General features: G+C 72.1%; 17 protein-coding genes and 1 riboswitch. Of the genes, 7 read left to right on the top strand and 10 right to left on the bottom strand.

Going from position 1 to position 21,161, the window contains the following annotated elements; translation table 11 throughout:
- Nucleotides 1-39: 39 nt before the first annotated feature.
- Both FB157_RS32345 and FB157_RS32340 read right to left on the bottom strand, forming a co-directional pair.
- Nucleotides 40-1,452 (bottom strand): FAD-binding oxidoreductase, encoded by a 1,413-nt coding sequence (locus tag FB157_RS32345; RefSeq protein ID WP_145884224.1) that lies wholly within the window; start codon nt 1,450-1,452, stop codon nt 40-42.
- Between the two features lie 69 nt (nt 1,453-1,521).
- A complete protein-coding gene (locus FB157_RS32340) occupies nt 1,522-4,746 on the bottom strand; it encodes a BTAD domain-containing putative transcriptional regulator (RefSeq protein ID WP_145884223.1) in 3,225 nt (1,074 codons plus the stop codon).
- Nucleotides 4,747-5,105: 359 nt separating this feature from the next.
- Between FB157_RS32340 and FB157_RS32335 the strand changes: the two genes are divergently transcribed.
- Together FB157_RS32335 and FB157_RS32330 are read left to right on the top strand one after the other, a co-directional pair.
- Nucleotides 5,106-5,534 (top strand): DoxX family protein, encoded by a 429-nt coding sequence (locus FB157_RS32335; protein WP_261386691.1) that lies wholly within the window; start codon nt 5,106-5,108, stop codon nt 5,532-5,534.
- An 87-nt stretch (nt 5,535-5,621) separates the two neighbouring features.
- A complete protein-coding gene (locus tag FB157_RS32330; protein ID WP_145884221.1) occupies nt 5,622-6,116 on the top strand; it encodes a nucleoside deaminase in 495 nt (164 codons plus the stop codon).
- A gap of 15 nt (nt 6,117-6,131) precedes the next feature.
- Here the strand turns inward: FB157_RS32330 and FB157_RS32325 are convergent, their stop codons facing one another.
- From FB157_RS32325 to FB157_RS32310, 4 genes are all read right to left on the bottom strand, one after another.
- Nucleotides 6,132-6,581: a cytidine deaminase gene (locus FB157_RS32325; RefSeq protein ID WP_145884220.1), complete on the bottom strand. Its 450-nt coding sequence runs from the start codon at nt 6,579-6,581 to the stop codon at nt 6,132-6,134.
- 162 nt (nt 6,582-6,743) lie between these two features.
- Entirely contained in the window at nt 6,744-8,312 is a 1,569-nt protein-coding gene (locus FB157_RS32320) for an FAD-dependent monooxygenase (RefSeq protein WP_145884219.1), read from the bottom strand.
- Nucleotides 8,313-8,493: 181 nt separating this feature from the next.
- Nucleotides 8,494-8,847 carry a hypothetical protein gene (locus tag FB157_RS32315; RefSeq protein WP_145884218.1) on the bottom strand — a complete coding sequence of 118 codons (354 nt, stop codon included), beginning with the start codon at nt 8,845-8,847 and terminating at the stop codon, nt 8,494-8,496.
- Nucleotides 8,848-9,097: 250 nt separating this feature from the next.
- Nucleotides 9,098-9,673: a TetR/AcrR family transcriptional regulator gene (locus FB157_RS32310; RefSeq protein WP_145884217.1), complete on the bottom strand. Its 576-nt coding sequence runs from the start codon at nt 9,671-9,673 to the stop codon at nt 9,098-9,100.
- A gap of 244 nt (nt 9,674-9,917) precedes the next feature.
- Here FB157_RS32310 and FB157_RS32305 point away from each other — a divergent pair, with 244 nt between their 5' ends.
- From FB157_RS32305 to FB157_RS32290, 4 genes are read left to right on the top strand one after another with little or no spacing between them, the layout of a single operon-like run.
- Complete coding sequence (locus tag FB157_RS32305; RefSeq protein ID WP_145884216.1) at nt 9,918-10,514, top strand: (2Fe-2S)-binding protein; 597 nt, start codon at nt 9,918-9,920, stop codon at nt 10,512-10,514.
- Complete coding sequence (locus FB157_RS32300; RefSeq protein WP_145884215.1) at nt 10,511-11,503, top strand: xanthine dehydrogenase family protein subunit M; 993 nt, start codon at nt 10,511-10,513, stop codon at nt 11,501-11,503. The genes FB157_RS32305 and FB157_RS32300 overlap by 4 nt, the downstream gene beginning before the upstream one ends.
- On the top strand, nt 11,500-13,632 hold the full coding sequence (locus FB157_RS32295) for a xanthine dehydrogenase family protein molybdopterin-binding subunit (protein ID WP_145884214.1): 2,133 nt from the start codon (nt 11,500-11,502) through the stop codon (nt 13,630-13,632). Before FB157_RS32300 ends, FB157_RS32295 begins: the two co-directional genes overlap by 4 nt.
- Nucleotides 13,625-14,767 (top strand): XdhC family protein, encoded by a 1,143-nt coding sequence (locus FB157_RS32290; RefSeq protein WP_145884213.1) that lies wholly within the window; start codon nt 13,625-13,627, stop codon nt 14,765-14,767. The genes FB157_RS32295 and FB157_RS32290 overlap by 8 nt, the downstream gene beginning before the upstream one ends.
- A gap of 24 nt (nt 14,768-14,791) precedes the next feature.
- Here the strand turns inward: FB157_RS32290 and FB157_RS32285 are convergent, their stop codons facing one another.
- Together FB157_RS32285 and FB157_RS32280 are read right to left on the bottom strand one after the other, a co-directional pair.
- A complete protein-coding gene (locus FB157_RS32285; RefSeq protein WP_261386676.1) occupies nt 14,792-15,670 on the bottom strand; it encodes an MBL fold metallo-hydrolase in 879 nt (292 codons plus the stop codon).
- Nucleotides 15,671-15,682: 12 nt separating this feature from the next.
- Nucleotides 15,683-15,750: riboswitch (guanidine-III (ykkC-III) riboswitch) on the bottom strand.
- Nucleotides 15,751-15,833: 83 nt separating this feature from the next.
- Complete coding sequence (locus FB157_RS32280) at nt 15,834-17,036, bottom strand: PP2C family protein-serine/threonine phosphatase (protein WP_261386675.1); 1,203 nt, start codon at nt 17,034-17,036, stop codon at nt 15,834-15,836.
- A 330-nt stretch (nt 17,037-17,366) separates the two neighbouring features.
- Between FB157_RS32280 and FB157_RS32275 the strand changes: the two genes are divergently transcribed.
- The gene (locus FB157_RS32275; RefSeq protein ID WP_145884212.1) at nt 17,367-18,443 is read left to right on the top strand and encodes a hypothetical protein; all 1,077 of its coding nucleotides are present in this window, start codon (nt 17,367-17,369) and stop codon (nt 18,441-18,443) included.
- Between the two features lie 129 nt (nt 18,444-18,572).
- Here FB157_RS32275 and fabV read toward each other — a convergent pair whose 3' ends face one another.
- The gene (fabV, locus tag FB157_RS32270; RefSeq protein WP_145884211.1) at nt 18,573-19,772 is read right to left on the bottom strand and encodes an enoyl-[acyl-carrier-protein] reductase FabV; all 1,200 of its coding nucleotides are present in this window, start codon (nt 19,770-19,772) and stop codon (nt 18,573-18,575) included.
- Nucleotides 19,773-20,027: 255 nt separating this feature from the next.
- Nucleotides 20,028-21,053, bottom strand: coding sequence for an aldo/keto reductase (locus tag FB157_RS32265; RefSeq protein ID WP_145884210.1), 1,026 nt, complete (start codon nt 21,051-21,053; stop codon nt 20,028-20,030).
- Nucleotides 21,054-21,161: the final 108 nt, after the last annotated feature.

The raw sequence follows: 21,161 nt of genomic DNA, 5'->3' as shown, positions 1-21,161 counted from the left end.
CCGATCAGCGCGCGATGGACAGTAGCTCCAGAGGGTCGATCAGGCCGCCTTGGAGGGCCGGATGTTCTGGTTGAGGCGGAACAGGTTCGTGGGATCGAAGGTGTCCTTCACCCGCACCAGCCGCTCGTGGACCGCGCCGGGATACGCGGCGCGCACCTTGTCCTCGGCCGCGTCGCCGGTGAAGTTGACGTATGTGGTCCCGCGGCCGTGGCGGGCGATCTCCTCGCGGGCGCCGCGGGCCCAGGCGATCTGCGCGTCGAAGTCGGTCGGGTCCGGGGACCGTGCGATCACGTTGCACAGGACGCTCGAATCACGCTGGCTGAAGGCCGTGGCCTCGGCGGGCACACGGGCGAAGGCACCGCCCAGCTGGTGCAGATGGAGTTCGCTCGAGGGCGAGGGCGTCGTCAGGTGGTGACGCAGTACGGCGTCGAGTGCGGCGTCGGACGGCTCGATGAACGCCGACGTGAAGTAGTTGTGCGCACCCGCCGTCCACAGCGGGTCGAGCAGTGTCTGCATGCCGGTGTACGGCATGGGGCCCATGAGGTCGACGATGGGCGTCCCCAGCGTGCGCAGCGGGGCGACGGCCGCCTCGCCGGCCGCGGGGTCGCCCGCGTACATGCCGACCAGCACCGCGATGCGGGTGCCGTGGACCTCCGGGGGCAGGAAGGGCAGCGGGGGCGCTGTGGTGAAGTTGATCAGGGTCGTCAGCTCGTCGGGCATGTTCCCGGTCAGCTCACGCCAGCCCGTGACCACCTGCCGGGCCTGCTCCAGCGGATAGATGATCAGGCCCCCGAGGACCTGCGGCCCGACGGGGTGCAGTTGGTACTCGAGGGAGGTCACGACACCGAAGTTGCCGCCGCCACCTCTCAGGGCCCAGAACAGTTCGGGGTTCTCGTCCTGGTCCGCGCGCACCACACGGCCGTCCGCCGTGACGACCTCGGCCGCCGTCACGTTGTCGGAGGCCAGACCGTGGCGGCGCACCAGCCAGCCCACGCCGCCACCGAGCGTGAAGCCCGCGATGCCGGTCGAGGAGACCAGGCCACCGGTCACGGCCAGGCCGAAGGCCTGGGTCTCGTGGTCGAGGTCGCCCCAGGTCATACCGGTCTGGGCGACGACCCGGCGGCGCACCGGGTCCACGATGGCGCCCTTCATGGGCGACAGGTCGATGACGATGCCGTCGTCGCAGGTCGAGAACCCGGCGATGCTGTGGGAGCCCCCGCGCACGGCGACCAGCAGGTCCTGGCTGCGGGCGAACTCGACGGCGCGGATCACGTCCGCGGTCCCGGCGCACCGCACGATCAGCGCCGGATGCTTGTCATGTGCCGCGTTCCAGACCGCGCGGGCCCGGTCGTACTCGGCGTCGTCGGGACGGACGACAGTGCCGCGCAGGCCTGCCTCCAGTTCGGCGACAGTGGCGTCCCCCAGGATGCCCTTTGCCGTGTCGATCGACATGGTCGGCTCCTTGGTGTGTGTTTGTCGGGCTGACATTCAGGACCGTAGGCAACGCCACTTAGCATCCACTCAGCAGCCGCTTTGACCGGCGGACGACCAGGGCAGCGTGCGCCGCAGGACGGCCGGGCCGCGCTTGTCGCCCAGGTCGGCGAAGAGAACACGGGCACGGGCGGCTGCCGCCTCGGCCGCCTCGCGGTCGCCCTCCTCCCACAGCAGCCGCGCCAGCATGAGGGCGACCCAGCCGGCGGTGCAGGTGGACCCCGCGACGTGTTCCAGGTGCTGGGCGCGGGTCAGCAGGGTGCGGGCTCGCGCGGAGTCACCCGCGGCCCTGGCCACGAGCCCGAGGTGGAGCAGGGTGTTGGTGGTGCCCGGGATGTCGTCGGTCTCCTCGAAGCCCGCGTGGACATCGCACAGGGTCGCCTGCGCGCGGTCGGTGTCCCCGGCGGCCAGGTGGAGCAGGCCCAGGCAACCGAGGGTGATTCCCTCGGCCCGGCGGTCGCCGAGCCGGCGCCGGACCGCGAGAGCCGCCTCGAGGTGTTCGCGTGCCGCATCGTGGCGGTCCTGGTTCCGGTGGATGTTGCCGAGGATGTTGAGGGCCAGCGATTCGCCGTGCGGGTCGTCGAGCGCGCGGAAACAGTCGGCACTGCGTTCGGCCGCCGAGACGGCGGCGCCGGTGTCGCCGTCACAGCGGCTCGCCCACGCAAGAGTCGCCAGGGCGTAGCCACGCGCCCGGGCGGGGCCGACCGTACGGCCGACGAGCACCGTCTCCTCGTAGAACAGCGACACCTGCCCCGCCTCGTCGTCCTCGACCACGTATCCCGGTGTCATCACCGGGAAGAACGGCCCGCTCCCGCCCTGGACGTCGTCCAGCAGCCGGAGACACTCGGCGCAGGCCTCGCGTGCGATCGCGTTCTCACCCCGGTAGACGGCACAGACGCCCTCCAGGTGCGCGGCGGCGGCGAGCACCGAGGGATCGCCTGCGTCGCGGGCGAGGGCACGGGCCAGGTCCAGGGCGGTGCGGCCGCGGTCCCAAGTACCCCGCATCCACAGCAGGATCGCCTGCTGCAGGTGGGCGTACGCCAGCGCCGCCGGGTCCGCCCCCAGCCGGTGGATCCCTACGATCTGCTCGCCGATGTCCTCCAGCGGGGAGCCGTCACCGAGGCGGATGGCCAGCACGGCGCGCCCCATCAGCGCCCTCGCCCGGGGAAGGGAGGGCTCCGGTGCGGCGGCCAGGGCGTCCTCCAGCCAGCGCCGGCCCTCGGCGAGGCGTCCCCGTTCGGGCCAGAACGAGCGCAGGGCCACGGCCAGGCGGAGCGCGTCCTCCGGTTCGTGGCGCAGGAAGGAGCGCAGGGCGGCCCGGAGATTGCCGTAGTCGGCCTCCAGCTCGAGCGAGGTGGCTCCGCAGATGCCGGTGGGCGGCTCGCGGTCCCGCGCCTCGGCCAGCTCCAGGTAGAACCGGCGATGCCGGGCCTCGGTGGCGGCCGGTTCCCCGGCGGCCCGCAGCCGCTCGGCGGCGTACTGCCGGATCGTCTCCAGCAGCCGGTAGCGGACCTCGTCCTGCCGGGGCTCCGCCCACACCAGGGACTTGTCGGCGAGCCGGCCGAGGAGATCCAGTACCGAAGTGCCCTGCACACCGTCCGCGCACACCTGCTCGGCCGCGGCGAGGGAGAACCCGCCGGCGAAGACCGCCAGGCGGCGGAACAGGCGCCGTTCCTCCTCGTCGAGCAGCCGGTGACTCCACTCCAGGGTGGCGAGCAACGTCTCCTGGCGGGTCGCGCCGCGCCGGCTGCCCCGGCCGAGGAGAGCCAGTGCGTCGTCGAGCCGTTCGGCGATCTGACGCGGGGCCAGAACGGGCACCCGCGCCGCCGCGAGCTCCAGCGCCAGGGGCATGCCGTCGAGCCGGAAACAGATCTGCGCGACGGCCTCCGCGTTCCCCGGGGTCAGCCGGAAACCGGGGTCCGCGTCCCCGGCCCGCTCCACGAACAGCCGTACCGAGGCGAACCGGCCCAGTTCCGCCACGGACGGAAGCCGGCGGGGATCAGGCAGCCCCAGGGAAGGCACCCGGAAGGTACGTTCCCCGTAGCTGCGCAGCGGCTCCCGGCTGGTCGCGAGCACCAGCACGCCGCGGCAGCGGGCCAGGACCTCCGAGACGAGAGCGGCGCACGCGTCGATCAGGTGCTCGCAGTTGTCCAGCACCAGCAGCATCTCGCGGCCGCCGAGCTGTGCGATCAGCGCTTCCCGGCCGCCGTCGGACGGCGGCAGCTGCAGTCCCAGGGCGGCGGCGACCGCCTCGGGCACGAGGTGCGGTTCCGCGAGCCCGGCGAGGTCCACGAACCAAGCCCCCTCCCGGAAGTCGTCGCCCCGACGAGCCGCCACGGCGAGCGCCAGCCGGGTCTTGCCGCACCCACCGGCCCCGGTGAGGGTCAGCAGCCTTCCCCGCCCGAGCAGCTTCTCCACCTCGGCCATCTCGCGTTCCCGCCCGATGAGGGCCGTCGCGGGTGCCGGCAGACGGTGCCGCGGCGCCGCCGGCCGCTGCTCCCGTGCCTCGACGGAGTCGGCCAGCAGCTCACGGTAGAGACGGCGGGTCTGCGGATCGGGATCGGCACCTGTCTCCTGGCGGAGTGTGTCCCGCAGCAGCTCGAAGTCGGCCAGTGCCTCCCGCCGTTGCCCGGCCTCGGCCAGCACCCGCATCAGCGCCCGGTGGCCGGGCTCGTGCAGCGGGTCCTGCGCGGTCAGGGACCGCAGCACGTCGAGGGCCTCCGCCGTCTGATGATCTTGCTCGAGCGTCTCGCCCAGCCCCAGCCGGAGCGCCGCCCGCCGTGCCTCCAGCGCCTCGGCCGCCTCGCTCGCCCAGGGCTCGTACCGGTCCTCGGGCAGCAGCCCGGCATCGGCCAGAGCCAGCGCGGCACGGTAGTCCGCGGCACCGCCGCCGTCCGAGGCCCGCCGAGCCGTCTGCTCGAAGGCGTCGAGATCGATCCGCACACCGCCGTCGGGGGCGAGCACCACCATGTCGTCGCGGAGGACGAGCACGTCCCCCGGCGCTCCCGTGGAGTTCAGAGCGCGCCGCACGGCATGCAGCACCTGGTGCAGATTGTTCGCCGCGGACGCCCCGTCGAGGTCCGGCCACAGAAGGTCGTAGAGCCGTTCCCGGTGCAGCTGATGGCCCGGTGACAGACACAGCAGTTTCAGCAGGCTCCGGGCCTTGCGCAGCCGCCACGCCCCGGCGGCGACCGGGCGGTCCCCGACCGCAACGGCGAAACCACCGAGGAGCCGGATGTGTACCTCATCGGCCATGGCTGCCCTCACGAGCAGGCTACCGCCCGACCGCGTTCGGGACCCGTGGGCCGTTCCCTGCGCCCTCCCGGATGCATGACCACGCTCGCGGCGGAAGGATCGGAACAGAAGGATCGGCCCAGGCGGTCCACGCCCCGCGACGCGGCGCGGGGCTCACCACCGGCCGGTGCCTCGGCGTCCGTCCGAGCTGGGGGTAACGCCCGTTCCGGCGTTGTTACCGGAGCATCGACATGGATACGAATCACCTTTTGCGACGTCTTTCGAGCCCGGCGGGAACAGGAGCGCACGCCGCCGGTGAACCCACGGCCTCCGCCGCCGACTGGGGCCTGCTGCTGGTCCGGCTGACCTTCGGGCTGCTGATGGCCGCCCACGGCGCGCGGAAACTGTTCGGGATCCTCGGCGGAGACGGCCTGACGGCGACCGGCCGGGCGTTCGCGAGCATCGGCTACCGACCGGGAAAGCTGTTCGCCGCGATCGGCGGCCTGTCCGAGTGCCTCGGTGGCCTCGGCCTGGCTCTCGGACTGTTCACCCCGCTCGCGGCCGCCGCCCTGATCGGCGTGATGATCAATGCCATGGCGACCGTCTCGGCCGCCAACGGCCTGTGGGACGAGCACGGCGGCGTGGAGTACAACGTCTGCATCGCCGTGGTCGCCATCGCCGTGGCGGCGATCGGTCCGGGCCGCCTCGCCCTGGACCGCTTCTTCCGCTGGGGCGCGGGCGGCTGGGGCGAGGCGGCGTTCGCCCTCGGTCTGGGCGGGGTCGCCGCTGCGATAACGCTGAGTCTCTAGATGTCCTCCAAGGGCAGGTGAGGACTCTGGCGGAGCTTGGGTCATACGTATAACCTGCCTCCGTGTCCGACCGCTGAGGAGCGTGCCATGCAGTCATCACCGAACAAGCCGGCCGATCAGGACCGAACTCACCTGCTGGCAGCGATCGAGCTCGCGGCCGGCGCGCGGAAGCACGGAAACCATCCGTTCGGCGCGCTGCTGACCGACTCCGCGGGAAACGTCCTGCTCACGGCCGAGAACACGGTGCTGACGGAACGCGACGTCACCGGTCACGCGGAGATCAACCTGGTGCGGTTGGCGTCGCGCACGCTGGAGCCGGACCAGCTCATCGAGGCCACGATGTACACCAGCACCGAACCATGCGCGATGTGCTCCGGCGCCGTCTACTGGAGCGGCATCCGCCGAGTGGTGTACGCGCTCGCGGCCCCGGAGCTGAACGTACTCGCGGGGGCGGACCCCAACGAACCGCTGCTCGACCTGCCGTGCCGCCAAGTCTTCGAGTCGGGCGGGAACACGGTGGAGGTGTCCGGGCCGTACCTGTACGAGGAGGCGGCAGCCGTGCATGCCGGGTACTGGGGTTAGGGGAGCGGTTCACCCTCATCCACCTGCGGCACCCGGCCCGTCAGACGCGGGTTGCTCCGCGTCCAGCTGGTGGTCGGCCCACACATAGCTCTCGGGCAGCAAGTCGGTGATGAGGACGCTGCGGATGCGGTCGCCCGCGCCGACGATGACCTCGAGGGCCGGGAAGTAGTCGAGAAGGACCTGACGGCAACGGCCGCACGGGGGGACAACCCCCCGTTCGCGGTCGCCCACGGCGACGATCGTCTCCAGGTCGTAGGCCCCCTGGGCGGCTGCCGCGCCGATGAGGACGAGTTCTGCACAGGGACCTCCTGTGAAGTGGTAGGCGTTCACCGCGGTGATGATCCGGCCGTCCTTGGCGCGGGCGGCGGCTGCCATGGTGTGGTTGTCGCCCCGGCAGCGGGTGCGGGCGACATGGGCCGCGGCCTCGATGAGTTCGTGGTCGACCGGGTGGTCCGGCGTGATCATTCTTCTCTGCCTTCGTCAGGGTGCCAGGCGACGTTGACCCGGGTGACGCCGGTGCGCAAGTGAATATCGGCGTTGTGCTTGTCCCGCCGGATGACCGGGCCTGCGCTCGCAGTCGTTGCCGGAGTCCGGCCCCCGCAGCCGACCCGGTCCCAGGGCCGGCTGTCAGGAGGGTGCCGAGCGGGTGATCGAGGCGAGCGCGCGAGGGAGGGTGCCGTCGGTCGACGGGCGGTCCTGCCAGCGGGCGCCGATGTGACCGTCGGGCCGGACGAGGAGTGCTCCCCGCGGGTGGATGCCGCAGCGGTCGGCGTGCTCCCTCGGAAGAGGTTCGATGCGCACTGGCCATCGTGCGTCGGTGTGCCGGTCCCAGTGGGTGGGGTCCGGGGTGAGCACGGTGAACCACTCGCCGACGGTGTCGAGCGTGGAGCGGCCGGGTGCGAGCCAGAAGTGGGGCATGCGGTGGCCGGGCTCTGCGGTGGGGACGTAGTCCGTGTCTCCGTCGGACGGTTCGGGCGGGGCACTGTTGCCCGTGAGGACGGCCGGGGAGCGGTAGGCGACGCCGAGCACGAGACCCAGTTGGGCGAAGTACCTTTCCGACCAGGGGAGTTCGATCTCGGACGACATCGGTTCGCCGGCCGCGAGCTGGTCGCGGCGTCTGGTCTGTACGTGGACCATGAGCTCGGTGTTGGCCACCGCCTGGCGGAGCGTGCGGAGGGCGACGGGGTGGCGTTCCCTCTCGTAGGTTTCCAGCAGCCCTGGTTCGGCCCAGCCGCGGAGCACGCCCGCCAGTTTCCAGCACAGGTTGTGCACGTCGGCGAGGCCGGTGTTCATGCCCAGGCCGCCGATGGTGGGGAGTGCGTGCGCGGCGTCGCCGGCCAGCAGGGTCCGGCCGTGCAGGAAGCGCTCGGCGACGAACGCGTTCATCACCCAGTGCTGGACCCGCAACACCTCGGCTTCCACGTCCGCTCCGGGTCCGAGGGCACGTGCGACGACGTCGGGCCAGTCGGCCTCCGTGCTGTGTTCGGGTGTGGCACCGAACCAGGCCCAGCCTCCTTCGGGGTAGAGCGGGGCGAAGGAGCCGTGCGGGGTGAAGTAGACCCCGGCGGGTCGGTGCGCGCACCAGCGGCTGAGGTCGGCGTCGAACACGACAGTGGTGAAGCCGCCCAGTGCTCCGGGACCCTCGGTGCCGATCCCGAGCAGTGGCCGGACGGTGGAGCTCGCGCCGTCGGCGGCGAGGACGTAACGGGCGCGGACGCGCGTCTCCGCTCCGCGTTGCCGGTCGGAGAGCAGGGCCACGACGCCCTCGGCCTCTTCTGTCAGGCCGACGAGTTCGACCCCGAACCGCACTTCCGCCTCTGCCGCGGCGAGCAGGGCGGGTTCCAGGCGATCCTGCGAGGTGACCACGCCGATCACGGGGCTTTCGGGAACCGGCGCGTTGACCCCGACCATCGCCGCCGTGGCGAAGTCCCGCTCGTGCAGGGTGTCACGGAAGCGGATGCGGCCGTATTCCGGTGCGAACGCGCGGGCAGCGATCCTGTCGGCGAGCCCCAGCTGGCGGTAGATCTCCATCGAGCGCACGTTGACGAGCCGGGACCGTGGGAACGGTGACAGCTCGTTGTGTCTCTCGACCAGCAGCAGGCGCACGCCCCAGCGTTCCAGCAGTGCGCGGGCGGTGAGCCCGACCGGGCCGCCGCCGACGATCAGTACCTCCACCTCGGCGTTCGCCGCGGCCATGTCGAGTTCCTCCTGGTCACCCCGGAACCGTCGGGGCTCCCCGTGTCCGTCGGCGATGCCGTCCCGGGATCCGGGCCTGAGCCGTCATGAGATCAATGATCCGCACCCGGTGGCGGGCCGCAATGCGGGAAGCATGGGCAGGGCCCCGCAGGGGCGAATTCCGGGGCCCTGGTCGAGAGGGTCAGGGCCTGCGGAAGACGACCGAGCGGAGCTTCAGGCGGTCCGTGGCCGGGTTGCCGTGGGGGCGGAGGGTCCAGGAGGCGCCCGTGCAGTCGGAGTCGGTGAAGACGACGGCGAACTCGTCGGTGTTGTTGTGCGGGGCGAAGGCGGGCTCGGAGGCGCCCGGGTCCGCGACTTCGGGCAGGGTGACGCACTCGCCGCTCGGCGGGTCGTGCAGGGCGGCCGTCTGGGGCCGTCCGTTCAGGCCGATGAACTGGTAGCCGAAATCGCCGGTGGCGGCCTGGGCGGGCGTGGCCAGGACGGCGGTCAGGGCGATGGCACCGCAGACGGCGGCGACGGGGTTCCAAAGACGCACGGAGTTCTCGTTTCGTGAGGACGACCAAGGTCATCTGCAGCCCTGCTCCCCGTGAGCACCTCGCATGCGGGCCGTCGGAGCAGAAGCGTTCCGCTGTCACCCGTTCGGACGCGATCCCGGTCGTCGGTCCGGTCGGCGTCCCGCGGCGGTCAACAGCCGGCCGCCGCCCGGCTGCGGGAGCAGGGAGCGATGTCGGCCGAGGGCCGCGCGTGACACCGCCTCAGCCGGACCGCCGCAGGCTGAGCGTCCTTCACCGGCCGGGCGCCGCCGTCCGCAGACCGTCCATGACGAAGTCGAGGAGCCAGGCCGCCCGTGCCTGCCAGTCCTCGTGCGGGTCGAGCTGCCACAGACCCGCGATGGCGAGGAAGAAGTCGTCCGCCGTCACTCCGGGGCGGATCGTGCCCGCCTTCTCGTTGGCCCGGAGCAGGAGTTCCGCCGCGGCGGTCACCGGCGTGTGGGCCGGCTTCGCCGGGCTCCCCGGTGTGCTGGTGGCCTGACGTATCGCGTCGGCCAGGCCGGCCTTGGCCATGGCGAACTCCGCGAGCCGGTCCATCCAGGCACGCAGGGCCTGCTCGGGCGCCCGGGTGTCGAGCAACTGAGCCGCGCTGCCGGCGACCTGCCGCATCTCGTGGCGGTAGATCTCGAGGACGAGCGCCTCGCGGTTCGGGAAGTTCCGGTAGAACGTGCCCTGCCCGACGCCGGCCTTCTTGGCGATCACGCTGAGCGGGGTGTCCGCGCTGCGCGTCAGCTCGACGAGTGCCACTTCCAGGATGCGCTCGCGGTTGCGCTGTGCGTCGGACCGCAGCGGGGCCCTCTTCTGTGGCACTCGTCCTCCTCAGGGGTTCTGGCCGAACCCCGCCCTTGCTAACCGGACAGCTGTCCGTATAGGTTCCTCGGGTAGCGGACAGCTGTCCGGTTGTGTCCACGGTAGCCGTGGACGCCGCCCTGGGGCAGTCAGCAGTTGCCACCTTCTTCGGCCCAAGCATCCCGCACCTTCGGTTTCACCCCCCCGGCAGCGGCCTGCTCGACGCACTCTCCACAACCGTCCCGGAAAGCGAAAGAAGTTGTTCATGGCTTTACCGACGTCCAGTGTCATCACCCTGAAGATCAACGGCGAGAAGTACACGCTGCCCGTCGACCACCGCACCACGCTGCTCGACGCACTGCGCGAGCGCCTCGATCTGACCGGCACCAAGAAGGGCTGTGACCAGGGCCAGTGCGGTGCCTGCACCGTCCTGCTCGACGGGCGTCGGACCGTCGCCTGCCTGCAACTGGCCGTCGCGGCCGAGGGCCGGGAGATCACCACCATCGAAGGCGTCGCCGACGGAGAGCAGTTGCACCCCTTGCAGCAGGCCTTCCTCGACCTGGACGGCTTCCAGTGCGGCTACTGCACCCCCGGACAGATCTGTTCGGCTATCGGGATGATCCAGGAGCACGCGGCGGGCTGGCCGAGCGCGGTCACCGACGACGTACGGCCCGAGGCGGGACCACCACCTCTGACCGCCGGCGAGATCCGCGAGCGGATGAGCGGCAATCTGTGCCGCTGTGGCGCGTACGTCTCCATCGTCGAGGCGGTGGCCCGGGCGGCCGGGGCCGGTACGGACACCGGAGCGGCCTCGGCGGCGCCCATCAGCTCCGGGGCCGGGACCAAGGAGGCTGTGGCATGAGGGAGTTCGGTTATCAGCGAGCCTCCGACGTCGCCGGCGCCGTCGCGCTGCTCGGCGCCGATCCGGACACGCGCTTCCTCGGCGGCGGCACCAACCTGGTCGACCTCATGAAGGCCGGTGTCGAACGCCCCGCCCGACTCGTCGACATCCGCGAACTCCCGCTCGACCAGATCGAGTCGACACCGCAGGGCGGTCTGCGCATCGGCGCCACCGTCACCAACGGCGAACTGGCCGCCCACCCCGAAGTCCGGCGCCGCTACCCGGCGCTGGCCCAGGCGGTGCTGGCCGGCGCGTCCGGACAGCTCCGCAACATGGCCACGGTCGGCGGAAACCTGCTCCAGCGCACCCGCTGCGGCTACTTCACCGATGTCACCAAGCCCTGCAACAAGCGGGTCCCCGGCAGCGGTTGCCCCGCCGTCGGGGGCGAACACCACAACCACGCGATCCTCGGCGCATCCGAGCACTGCGTGGCCGTACACCCCTCCGACATGGCCGTCGCACTCACCGCCTTCGACGCCGTCGTCTCGTACGAAACCGCGGACGGGCCGGGCCGGTTGCCGCTCGGTGAGTTCTACCTGCCTGTCGGTGGCACCCCGCACCGTGAGACCGCCCTGCCGCCCGGCGCGCTGATCACCGGCGTCACCCTGCCGCCCACGCCTGCGGCCGCCAACTCCCGCTACCGCAAGGTGCGCGAGCGCGCCTCGTACGCGTTCGCCGTCGGCTCGGTCGCCGCCGCCCTCGACATCCGTGACGGCGTCGTCCGGGACGTCCGTCTGGCGCTCGGCGCGGTCGCCTCCCGCCCGTGGCGGGCCGTCGCGGCCGAACGGGTCCTGACCGGAGCGCCGGCCGGTGCCGACACCTACGCCGCGGCGGCCGACGCCGAGCTGACGGCCGCGCGGCCGCTGCCGCACAACGGCTACAAGGTGACCCTGATGCGCAACCTCGTGGTGGCCGTGCTGACCGAACTCGCCGAGGAGGCCGCCCGATGACCACCGCCACCACCGGGACACCCACGCCGGCACCCTCCGTCGGCACCGCGCACACCCGCGTGGAGGGCCGGGACAAGGTCACCGGAGCGGCCCGCTACGCGGGCGAGGTCCCCTTCGCCGACCTCGCGCACGGCTGGCTGGTGCTGTCCACGGTCGCCCGCGGCCGCATCCGCGAGATCGACACCGCTGCCGTCCTCGAACTCCCCGGCGTCCTTGCCGTCCTGGACCACCGCAACGCCCCGCGCGTCGAGACCGACTATGTCGGCCTGATGGGCTCGAAGCCCGACTTGACCTGCGCCGTCTTCCAGCACGACCGGATTCCGCACCTGGGCTGGCCGGTGGCACTGGTCGTCGCCGAGACGTCCGAGCAGGCCAGGGAGGCCGCCGAGGCACTCGTGGTGCACTACGAACAGGAGTCCCACGACGTCGACTTCACGGGCGAACACCCGGACGCCTACCCGCTGGACGGCCATATGCCGGCAGTGACGGAGAAGGGAGACCTCGACGCCGAACTCGCCGCGTCGGCCGTCGTCCTGGACGCCGAGTACACCACCCCCGAAGAGCATCACAACCCGATGGAACCGCACGCGGCGACCGTCCGCTGGGACGGCGGCCGGCTCGAGGTGGTCGACTCCAACCAGGGCACCACCTGGGTCGTCGGCGAACTCGCGAACCTCTTCTCGCTCGACCCGGCCTCGGTGCACGTACGCTCCGAACACGTCGGCGGCGGCTTCGGCAGCAAGGGCGTCCGCGCCCACCAGGTGGCCGCCGTGATGGCCGCGACCGTACTGCAGCGTCCGGTACGGGTGGTCCTGACCCGCCGCCAGATGTTCTCGCTCGCGGGCTACCGCAGCCCCACCGTCCAGCGTGTCAGGCTCGGTGCCGACGCCGACGGACGACTGCGCGCACTGGAGCACCGCTCGGTCAGCCTCACCTCCACCGTGCACGAGTTCGTCGAACCGAGCGCCGGGGTGGCCCGGGTGATGTACGACGCCGACGCCCACCACACCGCCAACCGGGTCGTACGGCTCGACGTACCGACCCCGACGTGGATGCGTGCCCCGGGAGAGGCACCGGGTTCGTTCGCGCTGGAGGCGGCGCTCGACGAACTCGCCGAGCAGTGCGGGATCGACCCGATCGAGCTGCGCCTGCGCAACGAACCCGACAAGGGTCCGGTCTCCGGCCTGCCCTTCGCGGGCCGCAATCTGCCCGCCTGTTTCCGCGAGGGCGCCCGCCGGTTCGGCTGGGCGGACCGGGACCCGCGTCCGGGCCTGCGCCGGGACGGTCGCTGGCTGCTGGGCACCGGCACCGCGGCGGCCTCTTTCCACGCGGGTGCCATGCCGTCCACGGCGGCCGTGACCGCGCACCAGGACGGCAGCTTCACCGTCCGGATCGCCGCGGCCGACATCGGCACCGGTGCCCGCACCGCACTCACCCTGGTCGCCGCGGACGCGCTGCGCGTGCCTCCGGAGCGGGTCCAGGTACGCATCGGCGACAGCGACTTCGGACCGGCCATGATTGCCGGCGGGTCCATGGGCACCCGCTCCTGGGCATGGGCGGTCACGGCAGCGGCCGACGAGCTGCGCGACCGGCTGGCGCTGGGCACCGGCATCCCCGCGGAGGGCATCACGGTGCGGTCGGACACCACCGCGGCCATCGGCGCCCTCGCCCCCGCCGAACGCCACTCCTTCGGGGCGCAGTTCGCCGAGGTGGCCGTGGACGTCACCACCGGCGAGGTGCGTGTGCGGCGCATGCTCGGCATCTTCGCGGCAGGCCGGATCGTCAACCCGCTCACGGCACGCGGCCAGTTCACGGGCGGCATGATCTGGGGCATCTCCATGGCCCTGCACGAGGAGGCGATCCGGGACCGCGCCTCGGGCGGCCACGTCGGAGCCGACCTCGCGGGCTACCACGTGGCCACGCACGCCGACGTACCGGACATCGAGGCCGACTGGATCGACGACTCGGACCCGAGGGATCCGGTCGGGATCAAGGGCATCGGAGAGATCGGCGTCGTGGGCGCCGCGGCCGCCGTCGCCAACGCGGTCTGGCACGCGACCGGCGTACGCCACCGCAGCCTGCCCATCCGGCCGGACCGCGTCATCCAGGCCGGGGTACCAAGTGCTTGACATCGCGGAGGAGTTGTTCCGGTGGGTCGAGGAGGGCCGGGACTTTGCCGTGGCCACCGTGCTGGCGGTGGGCGGCAGCGCACCGCGCGGTCCCGGCGCCGCCCTCGCCGTCGACAGCGGGGGCACCGTCATCGGCTCGGTCTCCGGCGGGTGCGTGGAGGGCGCTGTCTACGACCTGTGCCGGCAGTCGCTCGGGACGGGCGAGAGCGTCACGGAACGGTTCGGCTACAGCGACGAGGACGCCTTCGCCGTAGGACTGACCTGCGGCGGGACGATCGACGTGCTGATCACGCCGGTGGCCGGGCGGGCGCCCGTCCGGACGGTCCTGGCGTCGGGTCTGTCGGCCGCGGTCCGGGGTGAACCGGCGGCCCTCGCCCGGGTCGTCCGCGGCCCGGCCGAACTCCTTGGCCGGGCTGTGCTGGTACGACCCGACGGCATGCACGAGGGAGGTCTCGGCGGCCACGCTCAGCTGGACCGGACGGCGGCGGCCGAGGCCCGGGCCCTGCTGGAGGCCGGACGCACCGGCACCGTGGACGTCGCCGCGGACGGCTCGCACTGTCCCGGCGGCCTCACCCTGCTGGTCGAGTCGAACGTGCCGCCCCCACGGATGATCGTCTTCGGCGCGGTGGACTTCGCCTCGGCGCTGGCGCGGGCCGGCAAGTTCCTCGGCTACCACGTGACCGTCTGCGACGCCCGCCCCGTCTTCGCCACGCGGGCCCGTTTCCCCGAGGCCGACGAGGTCGTCGTCGACTGGCCGCACCGCTATCTGCGGCACACCGAGACCGACGCCCGTACCGTCCTGTGCGTGCTCACCCACGACGCGAAGTTCGACGTACCGCTGTTGCAGACGGCCCTCGCGATGCCGGTGGCGTTCGTCGGTGCGATGGGCTCGCGCCGCACCCACGAGGAACGAAACCGGCGGCTGCGGGAAGAGGGTGTCAGTGAGCGGGAGCTGGCCCGGCTGCGCTCCCCGATCGGCCTCGACCTCGGCGCCCGTACACCGGAGGAGACCGCCCTGTCGATCGTGGCGGAGATCGTCGCCGCCGGACGTGGCGGTACGGGCGTTCCCCTGACCGGCACGAAGAATCCGATCCACCACGACCAGAGAGGACGTGACGAGGCTACGGCCGCCTGAGGGGCACTGCCGTCCGCGCCGGGCTCAGGCGCGGGGGCACAGGACGAAGTCGGAGTAGGCGCGCCAGGTGCGGTCGGCGCCGAGTTCGGTGAGCGCGTCACGGATCAAGCGGAGGTGAGCCGGGGTCAGCTGGAGCGGCGGCTCGTCCGGCTGGTAGGTGGTGCGGACCGGGTAGTCCACGCCCGGCTCGGCGGTCATCTCGATGTGACAGCCGAGCACATGGGTGACGGGCCGGCGGCCGGCGAACTCGATCAGACGGTCGACGCTGCGGGCGAAGGCGGGGACGTCCTCGATGTAGAGCCGTCCGGGGTACACGCTGTCGCCGGTGAGCAGGAAGCCGGTGGCCGGGTCGTAGTACGTGACGGCCGCCTCGTGATGGCCCGGGGTGGCCAGGCACTCCAGCACCCGGCCGCCCAGGTCGACGCCGGCGACGGCGTCCGGGTCCACGTCGAACCCGAAGTACCGCCAGGCGTCGGGGCGGTCGGCACCCACCACCGTGGTGCCGGGGCGGTCGGCGAACTGGCCGTCACCGGCGACGTGGTCACCGTGCCCGTGGGTGTGCAGCACCAGCAGCTGGTAGCCGTCGCGGGGGTGCCGGGCGAGCCAGTCCGCGAGAAGCCCGTCGACCACCCGGCGCAGCGGGAAGAACTCGGCGGAACCGGTGGCGCCGGTGTCGATCAGCACGGCCCGTTCGTTGCCGCAGAGCAGGAACAGGAACGGCGCCTCGTAGTGCACCGCCATGTTCTGCCGCAGGATGAACGTGTGCTCGTCATAGGCGTGGACCTGGATGTCCGGGTCGGTGTTGTGCTTGGCCGAGGGCGACCCGTGGATCCACCGCACGTCCAGCGGACGTGCCCGGGGAGGGGTGCTGCTGAAGTCGATCAGGTGCGTGCCGGAATCCACGATGCCTCCGCGCGTGCGTCGTCTTGGCGGGCCGGGTACGGCGCACATCTCGTCCGGGGCAGGCACGTCAGAGCCTCCGACGGGACGCTACCACGGTGTCCGAAGGGGCCCGTGGCCGTCGCCGAGCGTCCTGCCGCGCACGCCGCGGGGACCGCAGTCGGCATCACCGCGGCCCGTCGCTTTCCTCCACCCCGCCGGGCGGTGGAGGCGGCGCGGCCGGCTGGTCGGCGAGCAGGCAGGCGGTGAGTGCCGCGGTGTCGTCCTGGAGGCGGTCGTGACTGTAGGCCGTCAGGTCGCGGTGGAGCTGTTCCAGAAGCTCCCGCGGCGGAAGGGGGCCCCAGGAGCGCAGACGCTCGGACAGGGGATAGAAGGCGCCGTGCGGATCGCGGGTCTCCGTGATGCCGTCCGTGTAGAGGAAGAGCTGCTCGCCGGGGCGGAAGTCGTAGACGTCGACGTTGTACGGCTCTCCGACCAGCACGCCGAGGTTCAACGGCGGAGCCGACCGTCCCCGGTCCAGTTCGCGCACCTCGTCGGAGCGGATGAGGAGCGGCGGCGGATGACCGCAGTTGACGATGCGGACCAGATGACCGTCGGCCGGGATCTCGGCGAAGACCGCGGTGACGAACCGTTCGCCGACCTCGCTTCCGCCGAGCAGCGTCGCCCTGCGGCCCATGCTGATCTCCACGCGGCGGGCCAGGGCGGGCAGATCGGGTTCGTCGTGCGCCGACTCGCGGAACGCGCCCAGCAGGGTCGCGGCGGTCTCGACCGCGAGCAGACCCTTGCCGCGGACGTCGCCGATCAGCAGCCGGACCCCGTACCGGGTGGGGACGGCCTCGTAGAGGTCGCCGCCGATCCGGGCCTCCGCGGCGGCGGAGAGGTAGAGGCTCTCCAGGAGGAGGTTGCCGATCCGGTGCGGCACCGGTCGCAGCAGCACGCGCTGCGCGATCTCGGCCACGAACCGCACGTCGGCGAGCGTGCGTTCACGGCGGGTCCGATGGGCGGCCAGGACCGTGGCGATCGTGCCCACCAGGATCGTGCAGATGTAGGAGGCCACGTAGTGGCGGTCCCACAGGTAGCCGACGGACCGGCCCGCACAGCAAGGGGTGCCGGCCAGGACCCCTTCGAGGAGCACCGCGAAGAGCGTGATGGCGGCGACCGCGCGCGGCCCCTGGGTGAAGGCGGCCAGCAGCGGCACGGTGATCAGCGCGAAGCTCACCGGCCAGTCCACCGGCGTGATGGGTTCGATCAGCAGAAGGGCCGCGACGAACAGCGCAGGAAGCCAGCGCATCCACGCCGGAGGCGCCGGCAGTTGGGTCCGTACGGCGATGTCGGCCTCAGGTTCCCCCCGGGTACGCCCGAGCCTCACCCGGCGCTCCCGCACGCGCAGGCCGTCGGAGCTGCCAGACCGGCCCGGGAGGCGTGCCGTGCCGGTGGACGACTTGCCTGACGGTTCGGCTTACGCGGCCTTCGCACACCGGACTCCTGATCGCACGACCCCTGCAAGAGGTCCAGCGTCCTGCGCGGCGTCCCGGCACACCGGTGATTACTCCGCTTGGCGGCATGTTCCGGAGGCCGGGTCATGGTTGGAGGACGGTGTCCGCCGGACGGGGGAGAGGGATACGACCTGCGCGTGACGCGGCGCGTCGGGCTGCCGACGAGGGTGGATCTCCCAAGGGGAGAAGAGGGGGGACCTTCGATGGACCGGGTGGACCGGGTGGACCGGGTGGACCGGGTGGACCGGGTGGACCGTTTGGACCGGGTGGGTCGGCTGGCGGCGTACGGGGCGGCGCTGGTGATGACGCCCTACGCATTGATCAAGATCTCCTGGGTGGTCGGGTCGGTGGCGGGGCTGCTGCCCATCGGAGACGGGTTCGACCTGACGGGGTGGGTCGTGCTCAACACGGTGACCATCGGCATGGCGGCCATCGGGATGGCCGTGGCCCTCGCCCTCGTACGGCCCTGGGGGATGCGGATACCGGGACCGCTGGTGGCGTTCGTCGCCTGGGTGGGCACGGGGTTCCTCGTTCCCTTGTTGCCGTATGCAGTACTGGACCCGTTGCTCGGCCTGTCCGGCGACGCGTCGCAGCGCCACGAGGGCTCGGGTCCTGCCATGCCGGGTTGGGAAGCGGCGCTGATCCAGATCAGCTTCGTGGGGATGGGCCTCGGCCTCGCACTCGCCCTGCCCGCATACCTTCGACGGCGTTGGCCGGAAGTGTTCGAGGGGCGGGTCGGGGACGACGGCGGGCGCGGCCGACGGCCCGCGCTGTGGGCGGCCGCCGTCGCGGCGGTGATCGGCGCGGTCTGGGTCTACTGGGCGCTCGGCGGCACGGCCGGTGTGGCCCGTCCCGCGCACCAGGAAGCCGGCGGACGGCTGCTGACGGGCGTGTGGGGACTGTGGGCGCTCGTCGCCTCCGCCGCCACATGGATGCTCAGCCGCGGCCGGCCTGCCCGGCTGCCCCGGTGGGTCCCCTTGTCACTCGGCTGGCTCGGTACCGGTTCGCTGTTCGCGTGGAGCGGCTGGCGGCTGCCGATCACGTTGTACGTCGCGCTCGCGCGTCCCGCTGATGTGTCGCTGCCGGAGAACCTCGCGTTCGTGGCCGTTCTGCAAGCCGCCGCCGTGGCTGCAGGCGCGGCGATGCTGCCGGTACTCGTCCGCTCCCGTGGAATTCCCACCGCGCGCGACGCCGCCAAGGCCTCCGCCCGACCACCGGGCTTCCGCCCGTTCCGGGGCCAAGTGCCCTACGGCACAAGCGAATTGCGGCGACAGCGGTGAGAACGCCGCAGCATCCGGGAGCATTGGTGCAGCCTGACCGTGCGAACGGACGAACTTGCCGTCGCGCCGATCAGGCCGCACCTCATCGCGCGGCTCTCCTCACGTGGGTCCCGACGACCCCGTGCGGGCTCAGCGCGTGGCCGGCCAGGGAACCGTGGTCTGGGCCGGGGCGTCGTAGTCGGTTCCGGGGACGTGCCACCCGTAGAGCCGGCCGACCTGCGCCTGGAACCAGTCGGTGTCCGCGAGTTCGGCCAGGGTGTCGGTGGCCGCTGCGGCCCAGCGTTCGTGGACGGCGTCCTGGACCTTGTCGTCCATCTCCCAGCCGTCGAGACGGATCCGCTGCTCCTGGTCGAGCTGGAGCGGCGCCGCGCCGGTGAGCTGCTGCCAGAGCGCGGCGGCCTGCTGCGCGGTGCTCTGGAAGTCGTCACCCAGGACGGCGCGGAGAAGGCTGGTGTAGAGCGCGATGGACGGGATGGCGGTCGAGGCCTGGGTGACAGCCGCGCCGGCGACCACGGTGTGCGCCTGTCCGCCGAGCGGGGCCAAGTCCTGCTGGAGGCGGCGCGCGGTGTCCTCCAGGTGCTGCTTGGCCGCGCCGATGGTGCCGGCCCGGTAGATCGGTGCGGTCAGGTCGGAGCCCACGTAGGAGAGCGCCACCGTGTGGAAGCCGTCCTGGATGAGGCCACGGTCCGCCAGTGCGTCGATCCACAGCTTCCAGTCGGCGCCGCCCATGACCCGCACGGTCGCGTCGAGCTCGGCGTCGTCGGCGGGCTCGAGTTCCAGGGAGCCGACGAGGGGGGTGTCGCCGTCGAACTGCAGGGTCTTGGCCCGGTAGGCGGATCCCAGCGGCTTGATCACCGAGTGGTGGACCTCGCCGGTGACAGGGTCGGTGCGGCGGGGCGCGGCGACGCTGTAGATGAGGTAGTCGACCTTGCCGTACCGGGCGGCGAGGTGGTCCAGCGCGCGCTCCTTGGCCGCGACGGAGAAGGCGTCTGCGTTGAGGAAGGCGAAGTCGCCGTCCGGTCCGGCGAGTGCTGCGGTGCGTGCCGTCCGGTACCAGCCGCCGGAGGCGGTACGGCGCTCGGTCTCGGGCCCCTCGAAGGCGATGCCGATTCCGCGCATGCCGTAGGTGCGCAACGCGGCGACGGTGGCGGCGAGGCCGTAGCCGGCGCTGGAGCCGATGATCAGGGCGACCGGCCCCGCGTCGACGGCCGGGCCGGTGGGTTCGGGGGTGCGCCGCCACAGCTCGTCGACGACAGCGGCGCAGCCCTCGGGGTGGGAGTTGACGTAGAGGAAGCCACGGTTGCCGGGTTTGATCTCGCGGAGAGTCATCAATTTCCTTCGTGCTGAGGATGCTGAGGAGTCATCGCCCCGATGGCTTGGCCGGGGGCGGCGAAGCCATGAGCCCGCTCCAGGCCGGCCAGGCTTCCATCCTGTCCGGTCAACCCGTATGGGGACGTGGCGACATGTACCAGGGTCCGCTAAAAAATCTTGTCGGACACCGACGTCCGCCTCAACCCCGCCACCGGCCCCGGCCGCGACCGACCCTCCCGCAATCGCGGCCGAGACCCTCGGGAACGAAGGACCCTAGGCCTCCCGCCCCACGGAGGTGAACGACATGTCCGGGTAGCGGTCGCCCGCCACCTGGGCGGCGATCGGCTCCAGCAGCGCCAGTTCGTCGGCGGTCAGCGTGATGCGGGTGGCCGCGGCGTTCTCCAGGAGGCGGCTGCGCTTGCGGGTCCCGGGGATCGGTACGACGGTCAGGCCGTGCACCTGGGCCCGCTGGTGCACCCAGGCGAGGGCGGTCTGCGCCGTGGTGGCGCCGTGGCCGGCCGCGATCTTGCGCAGGGGCTCCAGGAGGGTGGCGTTCGCCTTGGCGTTGTCGCCGGTGAAGCGCGGCTGGTACTGGCGGAAGTCGCTGCTGGAGAGTTCCGTGCCCGCGTCGACGAAGGCACCTGTCAGGAAGCCGCGGCCCAGCGGCGAGTACGGCACGAACGCGACCCCCAGTTCGGCGGCCGCGCCCACCGCGCTGCGCTCGACGTCCCGGCTGAAGACCGACCACTCCGACTGCAGCGCGGTGATGGGATGCACGGCGTGGGCCTCGCGCAGCTCGGCTCCGGTGACCTCGCTCAGGCCCAGGTGTTTGACCTTGCCCTCCCGCACCAGTTCGGCCATGGCGCCGACGGACTCGGCGAGCGGCACGGCGGGGTCGCGCCGGTGCATGTAGTACAGGTCGATGACCTCGACGCCCAGGCGGCGCAGGCTCGCCTCGACCGCGCTCTTCACGTAGGCGGGCTCGTTGCGGATACCGCGGTAGCGCGGGTCGTCGGCGCGGCGCTCGATGCCGAACTTGGTGGCCAGAGTGATCTCGTCGCGGTGCGCGGCCACGAACGGTGCGAGGAACTCCTCGTTGGCGCCGGAGCCGTACATGTCGGCGGTGTCGATGAGGGTGACACCCGCCTCGAGAGTGGCCTCCAGGGTGTCGCGGGCTGCCGCGACGTCCGTCTCGCCGTACGCGTCGCTGATGCCCATGGCGCCGAAGCCCTGCACGCCCACGAGGGGGCCGCCGTTGCCCAGCCGGACCTTGTGGATCTGTTCGATGGCGTTACTCATGCCCGTCACGCTAGATCGTTGGAGCGCGCTCGAAGCAAGTGCTTTCCGGCCGCCGAGCGGCGCTTTTTCGCGCACCTTTTCCCGGTCGGCCGTCGCGGTGAGGGGTAT

The sequence above is a fragment of the Streptomyces sp. BK340 genome (genome assembly GCF_007827595.1).
In the GTDB taxonomy this organism is placed as follows: Bacteria; Actinomycetota; Actinomycetes; order Streptomycetales; family Streptomycetaceae; genus Streptomyces.
The sequence above is the reverse complement of the archived record's forward strand: the minus strand, read 5'-3'. Positions and strand labels throughout refer to the sequence as shown.